The organism is Streptomyces sp. WG7, assembly GCF_049975785.1.
GTDB lineage: Bacteria > Actinomycetota > Actinomycetes > Streptomycetales > Streptomycetaceae > Streptomyces.
Window position 1 is genome coordinate 348,347 of sequence record NZ_JBNGGE010000002.1, and the last position, 15,309, is coordinate 363,655.

13 protein-coding genes and 3 pseudogenes are annotated in these 15,309 nt (G+C 69.5%); 8 read left to right on the top strand and 8 right to left on the bottom strand.

The genetic code is table 11. The features are described 5' to 3' along the window. Positions 1-86: 86 nt before the first annotated feature. Positions 87-1,007 (bottom strand): LysR family transcriptional regulator, encoded by a 921-nt coding sequence (locus ACP4J0_RS03965; protein WP_426597197.1) that lies wholly within the window; start codon positions 1,005-1,007, stop codon positions 87-89. A gap of 91 nt (positions 1,008-1,098) precedes the next feature. Here ACP4J0_RS03965 and ACP4J0_RS03970 point away from each other — a divergent pair, with 91 nt between their 5' ends. Both ACP4J0_RS03970 and ACP4J0_RS03975 read left to right on the top strand, forming a co-directional pair. Then, a complete protein-coding gene (locus tag ACP4J0_RS03970; protein WP_426597198.1) occupies positions 1,099-1,797 on the top strand; it encodes an MOSC domain-containing protein in 699 nt (232 codons plus the stop codon). Between the two features lie 110 nt (positions 1,798-1,907). Then, on the top strand, positions 1,908-2,681 hold the full coding sequence (locus tag ACP4J0_RS03975) for an SDR family NAD(P)-dependent oxidoreductase (protein WP_426597199.1): 774 nt from the start codon (positions 1,908-1,910) through the stop codon (positions 2,679-2,681). A 256-nt stretch (positions 2,682-2,937) separates the two neighbouring features. Here the strand turns inward: ACP4J0_RS03975 and ACP4J0_RS03980 are convergent, their stop codons facing one another. Together ACP4J0_RS03980 and ACP4J0_RS03985 are read right to left on the bottom strand one after the other, a co-directional pair. Continuing rightward, positions 2,938-4,545, bottom strand: coding sequence for an alpha/beta hydrolase (locus ACP4J0_RS03980; RefSeq protein ID WP_426597280.1), 1,608 nt, complete (start codon positions 4,543-4,545; stop codon positions 2,938-2,940). A gap of 237 nt (positions 4,546-4,782) precedes the next feature. Continuing rightward, positions 4,783-4,938 (bottom strand): annotated as a pseudogene (locus ACP4J0_RS03985) (transposase family protein); the annotation flags it as partial. 150 nt (positions 4,939-5,088) lie between these two features. Between ACP4J0_RS03985 and ACP4J0_RS03990 the strand changes: the two are divergent. Both ACP4J0_RS03990 and ACP4J0_RS03995 read left to right on the top strand, forming a co-directional pair. Next, a pseudogene (locus ACP4J0_RS03990) lies at positions 5,089-5,880 on the top strand (serine/threonine-protein kinase); the annotation flags it as partial. A gap of 129 nt (positions 5,881-6,009) precedes the next feature. Continuing rightward, positions 6,010-7,806 carry an ABC transporter substrate-binding protein gene (locus ACP4J0_RS03995; RefSeq protein WP_426597281.1) on the top strand — a complete coding sequence of 599 codons (1,797 nt, stop codon included), beginning with the start codon at positions 6,010-6,012 and terminating at the stop codon, positions 7,804-7,806. Between the two features lie 24 nt (positions 7,807-7,830). Here the strand turns inward: ACP4J0_RS03995 and ACP4J0_RS04000 are convergent, their stop codons facing one another. Both ACP4J0_RS04000 and ACP4J0_RS04005 read right to left on the bottom strand, forming a co-directional pair. Beyond that, positions 7,831-8,487 (bottom strand): contact-dependent growth inhibition system immunity protein, encoded by a 657-nt coding sequence (locus ACP4J0_RS04000; RefSeq protein ID WP_426597200.1) that lies wholly within the window; start codon positions 8,485-8,487, stop codon positions 7,831-7,833. A 21-nt stretch (positions 8,488-8,508) separates the two neighbouring features. Then, positions 8,509-8,742, bottom strand: a complete 234-nt coding sequence (locus ACP4J0_RS04005) for an RNase A-like domain-containing protein (protein WP_426597282.1) — start codon at positions 8,740-8,742, stop codon at positions 8,509-8,511. An 18-nt stretch (positions 8,743-8,760) separates the two neighbouring features. On the opposite strand from ACP4J0_RS04005, the pseudogene ACP4J0_RS04010 reads away from it, so the two are divergent. Beyond that, a pseudogene (locus tag ACP4J0_RS04010) lies at positions 8,761-8,850 on the top strand (hypothetical protein); the annotation flags it as partial. 202 nt (positions 8,851-9,052) lie between these two features. Here the strand turns inward: ACP4J0_RS04010 and ACP4J0_RS04015 are convergent. Both ACP4J0_RS04015 and ACP4J0_RS04020 read right to left on the bottom strand, forming a co-directional pair. Continuing rightward, positions 9,053-9,256 (bottom strand): DUF397 domain-containing protein, encoded by a 204-nt coding sequence (locus ACP4J0_RS04015; RefSeq protein WP_426597201.1) that lies wholly within the window; start codon positions 9,254-9,256, stop codon positions 9,053-9,055. After that, positions 9,253-10,095: a helix-turn-helix domain-containing protein gene (locus tag ACP4J0_RS04020; RefSeq protein ID WP_426597202.1), complete on the bottom strand. Its 843-nt coding sequence runs from the start codon at positions 10,093-10,095 to the stop codon at positions 9,253-9,255. Before ACP4J0_RS04020 ends, ACP4J0_RS04015 begins: the two co-directional genes overlap by 4 nt. A gap of 262 nt (positions 10,096-10,357) precedes the next feature. Here ACP4J0_RS04020 and ACP4J0_RS04025 point away from each other — a divergent pair, with 262 nt between their 5' ends. From ACP4J0_RS04025 to ACP4J0_RS04035, 3 genes are all read left to right on the top strand, one after another. Beyond that, positions 10,358-11,401, top strand: coding sequence for a hypothetical protein (locus ACP4J0_RS04025; protein ID WP_426597203.1), 1,044 nt, complete (start codon positions 10,358-10,360; stop codon positions 11,399-11,401). A 108-nt stretch (positions 11,402-11,509) separates the two neighbouring features. Beyond that, entirely contained in the window at positions 11,510-12,802 is a 1,293-nt protein-coding gene (locus tag ACP4J0_RS04030; RefSeq protein ID WP_426597204.1) for a hypothetical protein, read from the top strand. A 164-nt stretch (positions 12,803-12,966) separates the two neighbouring features. Continuing rightward, on the top strand, positions 12,967-13,437 hold the full coding sequence (locus ACP4J0_RS04035; protein WP_426597205.1) for an ATP-binding protein: 471 nt from the start codon (positions 12,967-12,969) through the stop codon (positions 13,435-13,437). A gap of 239 nt (positions 13,438-13,676) precedes the next feature. Here ACP4J0_RS04035 and groL read toward each other — a convergent pair whose 3' ends face one another. After that, entirely contained in the window at positions 13,677-15,302 is a 1,626-nt protein-coding gene (gene groL / locus ACP4J0_RS04040; protein WP_426523649.1) for a chaperonin GroEL, read from the bottom strand. Positions 15,303-15,309 lie beyond the last annotated feature (7 nt).

Genomic DNA, 15,309 nt, shown 5'->3' on the forward strand with positions numbered 1-15,309 from the left:
CGGGCCCGCACGCGACACCCCGGCCGATACGGAAGCCGTACACGTAAGCCGCACACGTAAGCCGCACACGTACTCCGGGCCGCCGCTCAGCGCGCCGCCGGCTGGCCCGACGCCGCCCGGGCGAGCTCGTCCAGCGTCGCCGTCACCGCCGGCACCTGGGCCAGGTCGGGCAGGGTGAGGGCGACGATCTCCCGCCGCACCGCCGGTTCCAGCGTCACCGTGCGTACGCCCCGGGGCCGTACGGACTCGACGGCGAGCTGGGGCAGGACGGCCACGCCCAGGCCGGCTCCGACCAGACCGACGACCGCCGGGTAGTCGTCGGTCGCGAAGTCGATGCGGGGGGTGAAGCCGGCCCCCTCGCAGACCTCGACCAACTGCCCGCGGCACCGCGGACAGCCCGCGATCCACGGGTCCCTGGCCAGTTCCCCGATGGCCACGGAACCGTCGGACCCCGTCCGCGCGAGCCGGTGCCGTTCCGGCACCAGGGCCACGAGGCGGTCGGTCAGCAGCGGCCGTACGACGAGGTCGTCCCATTCCTCCGCGCCGGCCGCGCCCTCGTAGCGGAAGGCGAGCGCCACGTCGCAGTCGCCCTCGCGCAGCAGCTCGACCGACTTCGGCGGCTCGGCCTCCTCCAGGAAGACCCGGGTGCCGGGGTGCGCGGCGCGCAGCGCGGCCAGGGCGGTCGGTACGAGGGTGGAGCTGCCGCTGGGGAAGGAGACCAGCCGGACCCGCCCGGCGCGCAGCCCGGCGATCGCGGCGACCTCCTCCTCGGCCGCCGTGAGTCCGGCGAGGATCCCGGCGGCGTGCCGCACCAGCGCCTCACCGGCCTGGGTCAGCCGCATCTCGCGTCCGGTGCGTACGAGCAGGGGCGTGCCGACGGAGGCCTCCAGGGCCTTCATCTGCTGGCTGACGGCGGGCTGGGTGCAGCCCAGCTCACGCCCCGCGGCGGAGAAGGAACCGGTTGATGCCACGGCGCGCAGCACACGGAGATGACGAGCCTCGATCACACCTCCGAGGATAGGCGACGATAAGCGACCCTTTGATCGGGCGTCGAAAAACGCGTCGACGCTTTCATGACGCGTGTCCTACCGTTCCGCCATGAGCCGTTCCGCCATGAGCCGTTCCGCCGTGAAACTGCTGTCCGTCAACCTGGGCCGTGCGAAGACCGTGCCGTACACGGACCACCCCGAGGGCGTCACCGGCATCGACAAGCAGCCGGCCGACGGGGCCGTTCGGGTGACGGCACCCGGGCCGAAGGGCGTCGGGGCGAGCGGGCTGGCCGGGGACACGGTGTGCGACACGCGTCATCACGGGGGCGACGACCAGGCGGTGTACGCCATGGCACGCGAGGACCTGGACGACTGGGAACGCGAGCTGGGCCGGCCGCTGCCGAACGGCGCGTTCGGCGAGAACCTCACCCTCGCGGGCATGGACGTGTCCGGAGCCCGGATCGGCGAGCGCTGGCGGCTCGGCCCCGACCTGGTGCTGGAGGTGACCTGCGGCCGTATCCCCTGCCGCACCTTCCAGGGGCATCTGGGTGAGGAGCGGTGGGTGAAGCGGTTCACGGAGAGGGGTGCGCCGGGCGCGTACCTGCGGGTGATCGAGCCCGGTTCGATACGGGCGGGCGACCCGGTCGAGATCGTGCACCGGCCCGGCCACGAGGTGACGGTGGCATTGCAGTTCCGGGCGGTGACGACGGAGCGGGAGCTGCTGCCCCGGCTGCTCGCGGCGGGCGGGGCGCTGCACCCGGAGTCGCTGACGGCGGCGCGGAAGTACGCGGAGGCGCACGGCGCCTGACCGGACCTCACCGGGCCTGCGCCGGGGCCGTCTTCACCAGCTCTTCACCGGTCGCGGGCCGTCTGGTGAACGAAGCGGACGTGCTCGGTCCGGACCCATAACCTTGCGCCATGACAACGGCATTGATTACGGGATCGACGGCGGGCATCGGCGCCGCGTTCGCGCGACGGCTGGCGGCCGACGGACACGACCTGGTGCTGGTGGCCCGCGACACCGAGCGGCTGCGCGACCAGGCGACCGAACTGCACGACCGGCACGGCATCGAGGCGGAGGTCCTGACGGCCGACCTGGCGACGGACACCGGCATCGACGCGGTGGCCGCCCGGCTGGGCGAGCGCCGGCACCCCGTCGACCTGCTGATCAACAACGCCGGCTTCGGCAACAAGGGCCGGTTCCTCGAGGTCTCCATGACCGACGAGCTGACCATGCTCAAGGTGCACTGCGAGGCGGTGCTGCGCCTGACCTCGGCGGCGACGGAGGCGATGCGGGGGCGGGGCCGCGGCGGCGTGGTCAACGTGGCCTCGGTCGCGGCCTTCGTCCCGCGCGGCACGTACGGCGCCTCCAAGGCGTGGGTCGTGCAGTTCACCCAGGGCGTGGCGAAGGACCTGGCCGGCAGCGGGGTACGCCTGATGGCCCTGTGCCCCGGCTTCGTGCGCACGGAGTTCCACCAGCGGGCCGGCATGGGTACGGACAGCATCCCGAACTGGATGTGGCTGGACGCGGACAAGGTCGTCGCGGCGGCCCTGGCCGACCTGTCCCGCGGCAGGTCCCTGTCGATTCCCGACCCGCGCTACAAGGCCCTGATGGGGGCGGCGAAGCTGGTGCCGCGGGGGATGCTGGGCGGGATCAGCTCGCGGACGGGGCGGAAGTACGGGCCGCAGTGAGAGGGGACGAGCCACGCCCTTCGTCGTCGGTCGGGCGACCGGCTCCGGAGCGGCTGTCGTAGGTGCCCGCGCGCCTGGCCGGGCAGCGGCGCGCGGGCCGCTGCATGACCGCCCTGGAGGACCAGCCGGGCGCCGGCGGCCCGACTCCCGCAGGACTCGCCGGCTACGCCACGGCCCTGGGTGAGTGGGCCACGGACTTGGCCGAGGTGATGGCCGTCACCGGGGCGGCGGATCGTGATGAGACGGAAACGCCGGGTCACTTCTGGGTGACGTCGGTGCAGTGGACGTCCTTGTCCGGCAGGTGGCCGGTGGTCAGGAAGCCGACGGTGGCCTTGTCGGCGCAGGCTGAGCCTGCTCCGTAGACGTAGTGCCCGCCGTTGTCGACGCCGACGAAGGCAGAGCCGTCGCCGAGGGACTTGTGCAGTCCGACGCCGCCTTCCCACGGCGTGGCATTGTCCCGGCGGTTCTGCAAGATCAGGGTGTTGCGCGGGCCGCCCTTCGCGATCTTGACAGTCGCCTCAGCCGGCTTGTCCCAGTAGGCGCATGCCCAGATGTTGGCGGGCATGCCCGCGGTGAGCGGCCACTTCTCGCGGTCGGCGGTGGTGCGGGCGGCGTAGCCGTCGACGTCGTGCGGCCATTCGGCGTCGCCGCAGGTGAGAGCCATGAACATGGTGGCCTGGTTGTCCGCGGGGATGCCCGGGGACGTCGGTGTGGCGGCGAACACCTCCTTGAGAACCTCGTTGTCGGCGGCCGTGGTGCTGCCGTGGGTCAGGTTGTCGGCGGCCTTCCAGAACTTGGCGAGCATGGGAAGGGTGTCGTTGTGCTGAAGCAGGGCGTAGGTCATGTTCCGCAGCAGCGCCCCGTCCAGCGGCACCGGTGCGCCGGGAATCACCGCGGGCGTGCGGTCGAGCCGGTCGGCGAGGGCGAGGTAGGTCCGGGTCACCTCCGCGACGTCCGTGCCCAGCTTGAGGGTGCCGGCCTGCGCCGCGGCGACGCGGGCGGCATCGGGGAACCGGTCGGCCATGCCCTTGCCCCAGGTGTCCGCCACCTGATCGGCCCATACCTTGGTGGGGTCGACGTTGCCTTCCAGGACCATCCGGTCGGTGCGGTTCTGGAAGAGGGAGCGGTAGACGGCGCCGAGGTAGGTGCCGTAGGACTGGCCCCAGTAGGAGATCTTCTTCTCACCGAGCGCCTGGCGGATGCGGTCCATGTCGCGGGCGGTGTTGGCGGTGCTGTAGTACCGCAGGTTCTTGCCCACCGTGTCGGCGCACTGCTTGGCGGCGGCTTCGGCGAGGGCCACGTTCTTGGTGATCGAGCCGTCCGCGGCGGGATAGGGGAACAGCCCGGCCACGCTGGGGTCCTGCAGACCGCAACTCTGCGGGGTGCTGTGTGCGACGCCGCGCGGATCGAAACCGATCAGGTCGTAGCGGTCCAGCACGGACTTCGGCAGTGTGGACGCCATGGTTTCGGGCATGCCGAGACCACCCAGGGCCGGCCCGCCGGGGTTCAGCAGCAGAACACCGTGTCGTTTCCCGGGCTTCGCGGTGGACAGCCGGGAGACCGCCACGTCGATCTTCTTGCCGCCCGGGTCCTGGTAGTCGAGTGGCACCTTCAACGTTCCACAGGCCAGGTGGGGGTCACGGGTCTGTCCCTCGGCCAGGGGCGGGCACTTGCCCCAGGTGATCTTGGCGTCGCCCGCGGTCTCGCCGACGGTCTTGCCGGAAGCCTTGGCCGGTTGCGAGTCCTTGGCCTCGGCATTACACGCGACCAGTGCGGCTCCTCCCAGCGTGGAAACCAGCAGAGCTGCGGCGATTCGGCGGCCTTTGGGGAAACCGTGCTGCGCGGAGCTGCGTGTCGTGGTCATGGTGTTGTCCTTGGCTACGGGGCTGGTCGGCCTTGTCCGGCCGTTGTGTTGACGGTTCGAGTCAACAAGAGACCACCGGTGGCGCGCGTCACCCCGGAGAGGACAATGACACGTAGCTCGCTCGGGGGACCGGTCCTGGTCCGGCTCCGAGAGGGCGTTACCGAGCATGTGCGGCGTTGCCTCTCCAGGGGGATGGCGGCTGCGACGGCGGACATGCGGTGGGGGCTGCGGCGGGACCGTGGCGACCGATACGCCGAAACCGGCGGCGATCTGCGCGAGCGGGTCGTGCCGGCGCAGGTGGACCAGGGCGACGAGAGCACGCTCCTGCGGCGGGAGCTCGCCGCGGCGGTCATGCTCATGGGTGACGATGAGCAGGGTTACCCACTCGGCCAAGGCGGGTCACGACACGGCGCCGTAGCTGTCCAGCGACAACTGCGTCCAGCACAATTTCCTCCTTTCTGTAACGGTGCTGTCCACCCTGGGTGATCGGGCTCCTGGGCGCCGTAATCTGACCGACGGCAAACCTGGGGGGCAGGGGAGGATATGTCAATTCCGGACAATGGTGCCGACCGTATTGAAAATCGCACAATCGGCATCTACCGGCTGGTTTCCCGGCTTGGTGCGGGCGGCATGGGCGAGGTCTACCTGGCCCACTCCCCGTCGGGTCGCCGTGTAGCCGTCAAGGCGGTGCACCCGCAGCTGGCGGAGGACCCCCTGTTCCGGGCTCGGTTCCGTCAGGAAGTGGCGGCCGCCCGGAGAGTCAGCGGGGCCTTTACCGCCCCAGTGGTAGACGCCGATCCGGACGCCCAGCAACCCTGGATGGCCACGGTTTATGTTCCCGCCCCGACCCTTTCACGGCATATCCAGAACAATGGACCCATGCCCATGGAAGAGCTGTGGCAACTCTTTGCCGGATTAGCCGAGGCTCTGCGCGACATCCACCGCGCCCAGATGATCCACCGGGACTTGAAACCCAGCAACGTACTCATTACCGATGACGGGCCACGGGTCATCGATTTCGGTATCGCCAAGGCCATCGGCCGCAGTGCCAGCGAAGTGCACACCAAGACCGGCCAAGTAATCGGAACGCCGCCGTTCATGGCCCCTGAGCAGTGGCAGGTCCCGCCGGCGATCAGTCCGGCCACCGATGTCTTCGCGCTCGGCTCGCTCCTGGTCTACGCGGCCACCGGGCGCGGGCCCTTCGACGCGGATCACCCCTATGTGACGGCGTATCAGATCGTCCATCACGATCCCGACCTGGGCACCCTGCCCGGTCCTCTGCGGACCGTCATCGAGCAGTGTCTGCACAAGAACCCGGCCCGTCGGCCCACCCCGGACGAGTTGCTCACCGTGGTGCACAGTCGCCGCGCCACCACCCTTACCGCGCAGGACCCGACGGATCAGGGTGCGGTCGGCGTGCGGCACCCTGACCCGGAGGGTCCTGCGCATCAGGGTGTGGTCGGCGTGCGGCACCGGCGTCGCGGCAAACGCGGTTTCCCACGTGCCCTCACGTCGGGACTCGCAGCCGTCAGCCTGCTGGCCGCGGGGGTTCCCATCGCGCTGAACTGGCTGCATGAGTCGTCGCAGCGGACAGCCGCCTCCGGCGCCGGATACAACGCCGCCACGGAAGGCGTCGTCAACGAGTCGACGACCAAGGGCGGCACGCTGCGGTTCGGCGCCACCCAGGAGGCCGACTCCTGGGACCCGCAGCGCTCCTACTACGGGTTCGTGTGGAACTTCGCCCGCTACTACACCCGCCAGTTGGTCACCTTCGCTCCTCAGCCGGGACGCAAGGGCACCACCCTGGTGCCCGACCTCGCCGCCGGCCTGGCCAAGGTCTCGGACGGCGGCAGGACGTATACCTACGTACTTCGTGACGGCATCACGTGGGAGGACGGTTCGCCGATCACGTCGCAGGACATCAAGTACGGCATCGAGCGGAGCTGGGCCAGTGATGTCCTCTCCGGCGGCCCTGCCCACCTCCAGGCGGTCCTCGACCCGAAGAAGACCTACGAGGGGCCGTACAAGGACGAGGATCCGCGGAAGCTGGGCCTGGGTGCCATCGAGACCCCCGACAGCAAGACGATCGTCTTCCATCTGTCCGAGCCGAACGGCGACTTCGAGAAGATGCTGGCCCTGCCGGTGGCGTCCCCGGTCAAGAGGGAGCGTGACACCGGCAGCGTGTACGAACTGAGGCCTTTTTCATCGGGTCCGTACAAGTTCGCGTCATACGATCCGCACCGCAAGCTGGTCCTGGTCCGCAACGAACACTGGAACGAGGAGTCGGACCGGATCCGGCCGGCGCTTCCCGATCGCATCGAGGTCACCTTCGTCGCCGATGCGAATGATATGGACAAGCGACTCCTCAGCGGCGAATTCGATCTCGACCTGAACGGGACGGGACTCAGCCAGGCCGCCATCTCCAAGGCGCAGGGAAACGCCGACCTCAGGAGTCACCTGGACAATCCGAGCACCGGATTCATCAGGTATGCGGCCTTTCCTCAGTCGGTCCAGCCGATGAATAACATCCACTGCCGTAAAGCCGTCATCCTCGCCGCCGACAACAAGGCGCTTCAGACAGCCCGAGGCGGACCGGTCAGCGGTGGCGACATCGCCCCCCACATGCTCCCTCCGTCCATTACAGGCTCCGACCCGACCTACGACCCTTATGGGGCACTCGACAAAAACGGCAAGCCAAATCTTGAGGAAGCCAGGAAGGAACTCCAGGCGTGCGGCAAGCCGAACGGCTTCTCCACGACCATTGCCGTGCGCAAAAACGTACCAGCCGAGGTGGACACCGCTGTAGCCCTGCAGAAGCAGCTGAAGAAGGTCAACATCAACACCACGATCGAACAGATCGACGGCGCCGCGACCTTTGACGTGATTGAGTCACCCAAGGCGGTGAAGGACAGAGGCTACGGCATCATCCTCATGGGTTTCGCAGCGGATTTCCCGACCGGACAGGGTTTCCTTCGGCCTTTGGTCGACGGGCGATTCATCTTGAAGGAGGGCAACAACAACTACACCGAGCTCGACGATCCGGAGATCAACGCACTGTTCGACGACGCAATCGCCGAGCGGGATCCGGTCAAGGCGGGAAGCATCTACCAGCAGATCAACCGCAAAGTCTCCGAGCATGCGGTCTACCTGCCCTTCACTTACGAGAAGATCCTGATGTGGCGCGGCCCCCGAGTGACCAACGCGTATACGGCAGACGCCTATTACGGTCGCTACGACTACGTTTCGCTGGGCGTGAAGTAGAGACCTTGCAGGACGACCGGGCCACTATGCTGCGGCGATCCTCCGGCGAATCGAGTCGAGCCATTTCCGCAGAGACGTCCCTCGTGGCGGCAGGAGGTCGAGCCCCAACGCCGTCGTCGCAGTGCGGAGTTCCTGTTCCGACGACACCATTTCCAGAAGCTCACCGATTTCCTGAGCCGCCTGTACGCGGTCCTGCGGCTCGGCTTCGCCGACGTACTCGTCGAGGGCCTCTTCGCGGGACGCGTAGATGTAGGAGAAGTCCCGGTGGAAGTAGGCGCCGAGCAGCTGCCCCAAGGCCGGGAAGCGCTCGTTCCATTCCCAGGAGCTCTGCGGGTTCGCCTGCGGGACGCGTGACGGGTCGCGCAGGAAGCGGTGGAGGTGGTCTCTCACCACGCGAAGACAGTCCTCAACGCTCGTACCCATCGGCGGACGGATGTGCGGGAGGTGTTCCACCTCGTCCGCGATCTCCTCGGAGAACAGACCGACGGAGAGCAGGTCGTCGATCTGCCGAATCGCCGTCGCGGCCCGCCCGGGGTCACGTGCGGCCATCCTGAGGTAGGCGGACAGGGCGGGTCCCGGAGCTTCTGCGGTGTCGGAGAACGTGAAGTCCACGTGGGCGTAGGCCGCGAGCAGGTCGCTGAGTTCGTAGAATCGTTGCCCTGGCGGAAGTGCCTGACTCATCAACTGCTCCAAGGATGCGTGTTATGGCTGGGGGAACGAGGTGAGGACGCGGTAGCCGGACGGTGCCGACGGGTCGGCCTTGAGGATCACCCGGACTCCCTTCACCCATTGCGTGGGCTGCCCGTGAGTGAAGTCGTAGCGGGTGAGATGGAGCCCCGTGTTCTCGTTGAACTTCCCTTCCAGCCGTAGTGGCCGGACGAGCCCGCCTCCCCCGATTCCGACTCTCTCCTCCTTGGCTGGGCCGGCTGGAACCACCGCGACCAGGCCGACGCTCTCGTCGGACTCATCCGCAGCCGCGTCGAGAGCGGTGGCTGGGAGAAGGAAGATCCGCGGTTCGTGCCGCTGCTCGCCGGGCTGCGTGAAGTGATGCCCTGGGTGCACCAGTGGGACGGCAACCCCGCCGAGGAATTCCAGCAGCCTTGGACAACGGCCGCACGGAACAGGGCCTGTCCGAGTCCGACCTGGCCAACTGGCGCCCCGAGAAGAAGAAGACGCGGGGGCGGAAGAAGAGCGAGTGACGTGCGTGAGGGGTGACCGGACATCCGGCCACCCCTCGGTCGTCGTTTCAGCCGCGCGTAGCCAGCCGGACGAACGCTGCCCACGGCTCGACTCCGACGTGGAGGAACGCGTCCTCCGGTCGCTTCGAGTCTCGGACAAGCACCGCAGCAGTGACAGACGCGACCTCGACGCACTGGCCGCCGCTACCTGAGCTGTAGCTGCTCTTGTACCAGCTCAGACCTTCGGCGGGCTCGGAGCTGCTTGCCTTCATAGCTCTCCCAACAGCTTTTCGATGAAGGCCAACGACTCCCGCGGAGTGAGCGCCTGCGCTCGGAGAACGCCGTACGTTGCTTCCAGGGGACTGACCTTCTTGGGCGCGGTGTACAGGATGCTCGCCTCCTGCACCTCGATGTACCCCATCCTGCGCTGATCGTCGAGGTGGATCAACGTAAATGCCCCGCCCAGGCCCGCATGCTCGTCGCGGTTGTTCGGCATGACCTGGATCTCCACGTTGCGCTCGTGCCCGTGGAGCAACAGGTGCTCCAGTTGGCCACGGAGCACCTCGTTCCCTCCCACTGGCCGCCGAAGCACCTGCTCCTCGATCACGAAGCTCAGCAGTGGGGCAGGTCGTCGGGAGAACAGTTTCCGCCTGTCCAAGCGCGCGGACACGCGCTGCTCAATGACCTCTGGGCCCAACAACGGCCGCCACATACTGAACACCGCCCGCATGTACTCCTCTGACTGCAAGAGGCCGTTCACCAGGTGCGTTTCGTAGGCGTGAAGTTCGATGGCCTCGGCCTCAAGGCTCACGAACCGCCGAAAGAACGACGGATACCGAGCCTTCGCCACCTCCTCCTTCATCGCCGCCAACAGCCCCCGCCCCTCCACCACCCGGTCCACCGCATCGATCAGCTCCGGCTTCGGGATCCGCCGCCCCTGCTCCACCGCCGCGATCTGCGCCTCGCCGTATCCGACGCGCTCCCCCAACTGCGCCTGCGTCAGCCCTGCAACCTCCCGCAGCAGTTTCACCTGGCGGCCGAAGCAGCGCAGGAACTGCCCGCTGGAGTCCGGTTCCGTACCGCCCGTGCCCGCATCCGCTCCCGCATCCATGCCACCTCGCTCTCCTGGCGTCGTCCAGCCACTCTCCGTAATCGGAGACTAGGACGCGCGTGCGTCAACAGGGGCCGTGAGCGGGCAAGTTGCCTCGTGTGAGTGAACGCCGACCAGAGAAAGCTTTCTTCACTCAACGCGTCGACGCGGACACACGCTGTGAGCTACCGTCGCCTCAGCGTCAAGACACAAAACAGCCCTCACCGACGGATTAGGGCCCGTCGGCAAGGGCCTGAACCATCAGTGGAAGTAGGCATCCACCGTGATCTACCGGCACTTTATCGCGCCCCCGCGCGCCTTCACCCAGTTCTCGCACGACCTCATCCGGCACCCTCGGCTGTCCTCCGACGCCGTTCGGCTCCTGACCTGGCAGCTCTCCCTCCCGCCCGGCACCCGCGAATCCCTCTCCCGTACGGCTGAACGCGCCCGTATCGGCGGCTGCGCCTTCACCCGGGCCAAGCGGCAGCTCAAGGACGAGGGCTTCGTGCACGAGCGGCGGCTGCAGGGGCCCGGCGGTCTCTGGGTCACGCAACAGCTCGTCTCCAGCGTGCCCTTGAGCGACGCCGAAGCCGTCAAGCTGCTCGCCCAGATGCCCGTGGGTCCGGGCGGGACGATCACCACCGAACGCGTGGCGCCGCCGCAGCTCGCACCGGGTCGTCGTTCACCGGCCGTCGGTGAGCCGACCACTCCGCTCACCGACGGTTATCCACTTCAAGACCATGAGGGAAACACGTCCAACCAACCCCCCAAGCCCCCCGCACCGCCCGAAGCGGAGGCGGAAGCGCAGGGCCCGCAGCCGGACGGTGACGGCGACGCACCTTCCGAGCCCCACCTCACCGCAGCCCGCACCCTCGTGGACGCTCTCCCCGCCCTCTCCCCCGACCTGCATCACATCCCGCGCGCCATGCGCCCTGAGCTGACGGGCCTCACCGCCCGCTGGCTGGCCGCCGGGCACCCTCCCACCGCCGTCCGCACGCACATCCTGCGCGGCCTCCCCGACGACGGCACCCCTGTCCACCGCCCCGGCGGCCTCCTGCGTCACCTGCTCCGCGACGTACCGCCACCGCCACCCGCACCGGCTGACCGGCCCGCCGTCACGGCGCCACCGCACCCCGACGACCGCCCCGCCCGGCAACAATCCCCGGGCCCCCGCCTCTCCCACCGCCTCGCAGGCACCCGCGAGTGCGCGGGCGACCATGTGCAGCCGCTGCTCTTCAGGCCCGAGGCAGACGAGACCCACTGCCCGCGCTGCGCAAGCCGTCCGACCGTCACTTACGCGGGAGTGGACCGTCACCCGAACGTGTGATCCACCTCCGTCCGTGGCCGGCCTCGTGCCCGGGCGACGTAACGTCAGGTGGCTGCGCCCGCAGCGGGCGGGAGGTCGCAGGATCGGCTAGGGAGAGGGCGGCATCGCGTGAACGCGGGCACTGGTGACGGGGGCGAGCTGTTCGTGGACGGCATCGGCCGGGGGCGTACGGAGAGGGTGAAGACGGGCCGGGGGGCGGAGACCGACGGGGGGACGACGATGTTCTCCCACGCTCCCGGCAGTGGGTCGCCGTCGGCGGCCCCCGCCTCGGCGGGCCCCGGTGCCGTCGGTGCCGTCGGTGCCGTCGGTGCCGTCGGTGCCGTCGGTGCCGTCGGTGCCGTCGGTGCCAAGGCTGCCTCTGTCCCCCGCGCCCGGCCCACCCCGCGCCCCCGGCCCGGCGGTGTCCCTGCCGGGTCGCCGAGCGCGGGACGATGGGCGAAGATCGCGCAGCGGATCGTGCCCGACGACCTCCAGCCCGATGTGCTGCGGCTGGAGCTGACCGAACTCGGGGACGCGTTCCGCGCGTACCAGCAGCGCCCCGAACCGGACCTCGCCGTCCTCGCCGAACTGCACGACCGCAAGGCCCGTGCCTTCGCCGCATGGGCCGCCGTCACCGACGACGAGTCCCTGCGGGAGGAAGCGGACCGGGCGGCGGCGGCCGCGCGGACCACCCGCGAGATGAACGCCAACCGGCTCGGTGTCCCGTTGGACGGGAGCGGGCCGGTGGTCGAGCGGTTGCTGACCCGGGGCCAGGCCGTCCACGCCCGCAGTGTGCTGGAGCACGTCCGGGTCGGCTCTCCGCTCCCCGAGGCCGGGGCACGGCTCGCGGTGCTGATGCTCACCCTGCGGGCCGCGCGCGCCGGCGTCGGCAACGTCACCGGGCAGGACCTCAGCGGCTGGCTGCAGGCAGACGCCGAACGGGTGCTCCAGGAGCTGGTCGACGTCGGCTGGCTGCGGCTGCCGGAGGACGTCTCCGCCGACGACGCGCTGACGTCCCGGCCCGAGGAGCCCACCCAGGTCACGGTCCCCTCGCTGCTGCCCGCCGAACCCCGCCCGTTCTTCTTCGGCAAGGTCACCCGGGCGAGGCTCTCGGGGTGGGCGCAGAGGGTGGTGGGCGACCGGAAGCTGCGGAAGAAGAAGGCGGGCGCCGCCACCCGGCTCCTCGCCGTGTACACCGCCGCCCACAGCCATCCCGACGGGCGCCTCGGAGGCGCCGGCGAGGACGGCGACGGTCTCCCGCTGGACACGGTCGCCTCGTTCTGCGCGCTGCGGCCCGACGACGTCGCCGAACACGCCGGGCTGCTGGTGACCGCCGACTGGCTCACGGAGGCCGACACCGCCGGGGGAAGGCTGCGGGGGCGGCTCGCCGAGCGCGTACTGCCGCTGAGCGGACTGCTGTGACGGCTCCTCGGTGACGCGCCATCTCGTGTCACCTCACGTCACCGATGCAGTCCGGCGGTCGCCGGACCGACGACCCCGACAGCCGGTGGGCCGACCACTACAGATGCCTGCCGTAAGGCCGGAACGCCTGGTCAGACAGGTCCTCCAAGCGGGATCTTCAACTCATGACCACCGCTTTCACCGGCGTCACCTCCTTCTCGGTCGCCGCTTCCTTCGCTCTCCGTTTCAGCGCCACCCCGCGCGGCGCCCGCCTGGCCCGGCGGCTGGCCTCGCACCAGCTGGACCTCTGGGGGTGGCTGTACCGCACACCGGTCCATGACGCCGTGGAACTGGTCGTGGGCGAGCTGGCGGCCAACGCGGTCACCCACGGGAGGGTGCCGGGGCGGGATGCCGAGCTGCGGCTGGCTCACGACGGCGCGGGGCGCGTCCTGGTGGAGGTGAGCGACGTACGCGGGGAGCGACGGCCGGTGCTCGCGCCGGACGGGCGGAGGCCCACGGAGGACGGACGGCCGCTCGCGGAGGACGGGCGCGGGCTGGCCCTGGTGGCGGCGCTGACCGAGGAGTGGGGCGTGGCCGAGCGGCCGGGCGCGCCGGGGAAGACGGTCTGGGCGATCGTGTCCAGCGGAGGCCGATGACTCTCCGTCCCTGAAGCGTTTCCAGCCAGTGAGGTTCGTCAGGGGAATCGCCTCATAAGGGGCGCGGGGCTGCATCGATGTGCGGCTCCGCCGCGCGAGCGCGACCAGCCCCCACGGCGCCGCACCCGGCAACGAACCCGGCGGGACTGACACGACCCCGCCCCCACCCGACACGCATAACGCGCGGTGCCCAGCACCCCCAAAGGGGGCACTGGGCACCGTTCAGCTCAGTGCTGCGCTCAGTGCGAGTGGCCGTGGCCGTGGCCCGCGGCGGCCGGCTCTTCCTCTTCCTTCTTCTCGACGACCAGGGTCTCGGTCGTCAGGAGGAGGGAGGCGATGGAGGCGGCGTTCTCCAGGGCGGAGCGGGTGACCTTCACCGGGTCGATGACGCCGGCCTTGACCAGGTCGCCGTACTCGCCGGTGGCGGCGTTGAAGCCCTGGCCCTTGTCGAGCTCGGCGACCTTGGAGGTGATGACGTAGCCCTCCAGGCCGGCGTTCTCGGCGATCCAGCGCAGCGGCTCGACGGCGGCGCGGCGGACGACCGCGACACCGGTGGCCTCGTCGCCGGTCTTGCCGAGGTTGCCCTCGAGGACCTTGACGGCGTGGACCAGCGCGGAGCCACCACCGGAGACGATGCCCTCCTCGACCGCGGCGCGGGTCGCGGAGATGGCGTCCTCCAGACGGTGCTTGCGCTCCTTGAGCTCCACCTCGGTGGCGGCGCCGACCTTGATCACGCACACGCCGCCGGCCAGCTTCGCGAGGCGCTCCTGGAGCTTCTCGCGGTCCCAGTCGGAGTCCGTGTTCTCGATCTCGGCCTTGATCTGGTTGATGCGGCCCTCGACCTCGTCGCGCTTGCCGGCACCGTCGACGATCGTGGTGTCGTCCTTGGTGACGGTGATGCGACGGGCGGTGCCGAGCACCTCCAGGCCGACCTGGTCGAGCTTGAGGCCGACCTCCTCGGAGATGACCGTGGCGCCGGTGAGGACGGCCATGTCCTGCAGCATCGCCTTGCGGCGGTCGCCGAAGCCGGGGGCCTTGACGGCCACCGCGTTGAACGTGCCGCGGATCTTGTTGACGACGAGGGTGGAGAGCGCCTCGCCCTCCAGGTCCTCGGCGATGATCAGCAGCGGCTTCGAGGCACCCGCCTGGATGACCTTCTCCAGCAGCGGCAGCAGGTCCGCGATGGAGGAGATCTTGCCCTGGTTGATGAGGATGTAGGGGTCCTCCAGGACGGCTTCCATGCGCTCCTGGTCCGTCACGAAGTACGGCGACAGGTAGCCCTTGTCGAAGGCCATGCCCTCGGTGAAGTCCAGCTCCAGACCGAAGGTGTTGGACTCCTCGACGGTGATGACACCGTCCTTGCCGACCTTGTCCATCGCCTCGGCGATCAGCTCGCCGACCTGCTGGTCCTGGGCGGACAGCGCGGCCACGGCGGCGATGTCGGACTTCTCCTCGATCGGGCGCGCGGTGGCGAGGAGGTCCTCGGACACGGCGGCGACGGCCGCGTCGATGCCCTTCTTCAGCAGCGCCGGGGAGGCACCCGCGGCGACGTTCCGCAGGCCCTCGCGGACCAGCGCCTGGGCCAGGACGGTGGCGGTGGTGGTGCCGTCACCCGCGATGTCGTTGGTCTTGGTCGCCACCTCCTTCACCAGCTGGGCACCGAGGTTCTCGTACGGGTCCTCGATCTCGACCTCGCGGGCGATCGTGACACCGTCGTTGGTGATGGTCGGGGCGCCGAACTTCTTGTCGATGACGACGTTGCGGCCCTTGGGGCCGATCGTCACCTTCACCGTGTCGGCGAGCTTGTTGACGCCGCGCTCGAGGGCGCGACGGGCGTCCTCGTCGAACTTCAGGATCTTCGCCATGGGAGCG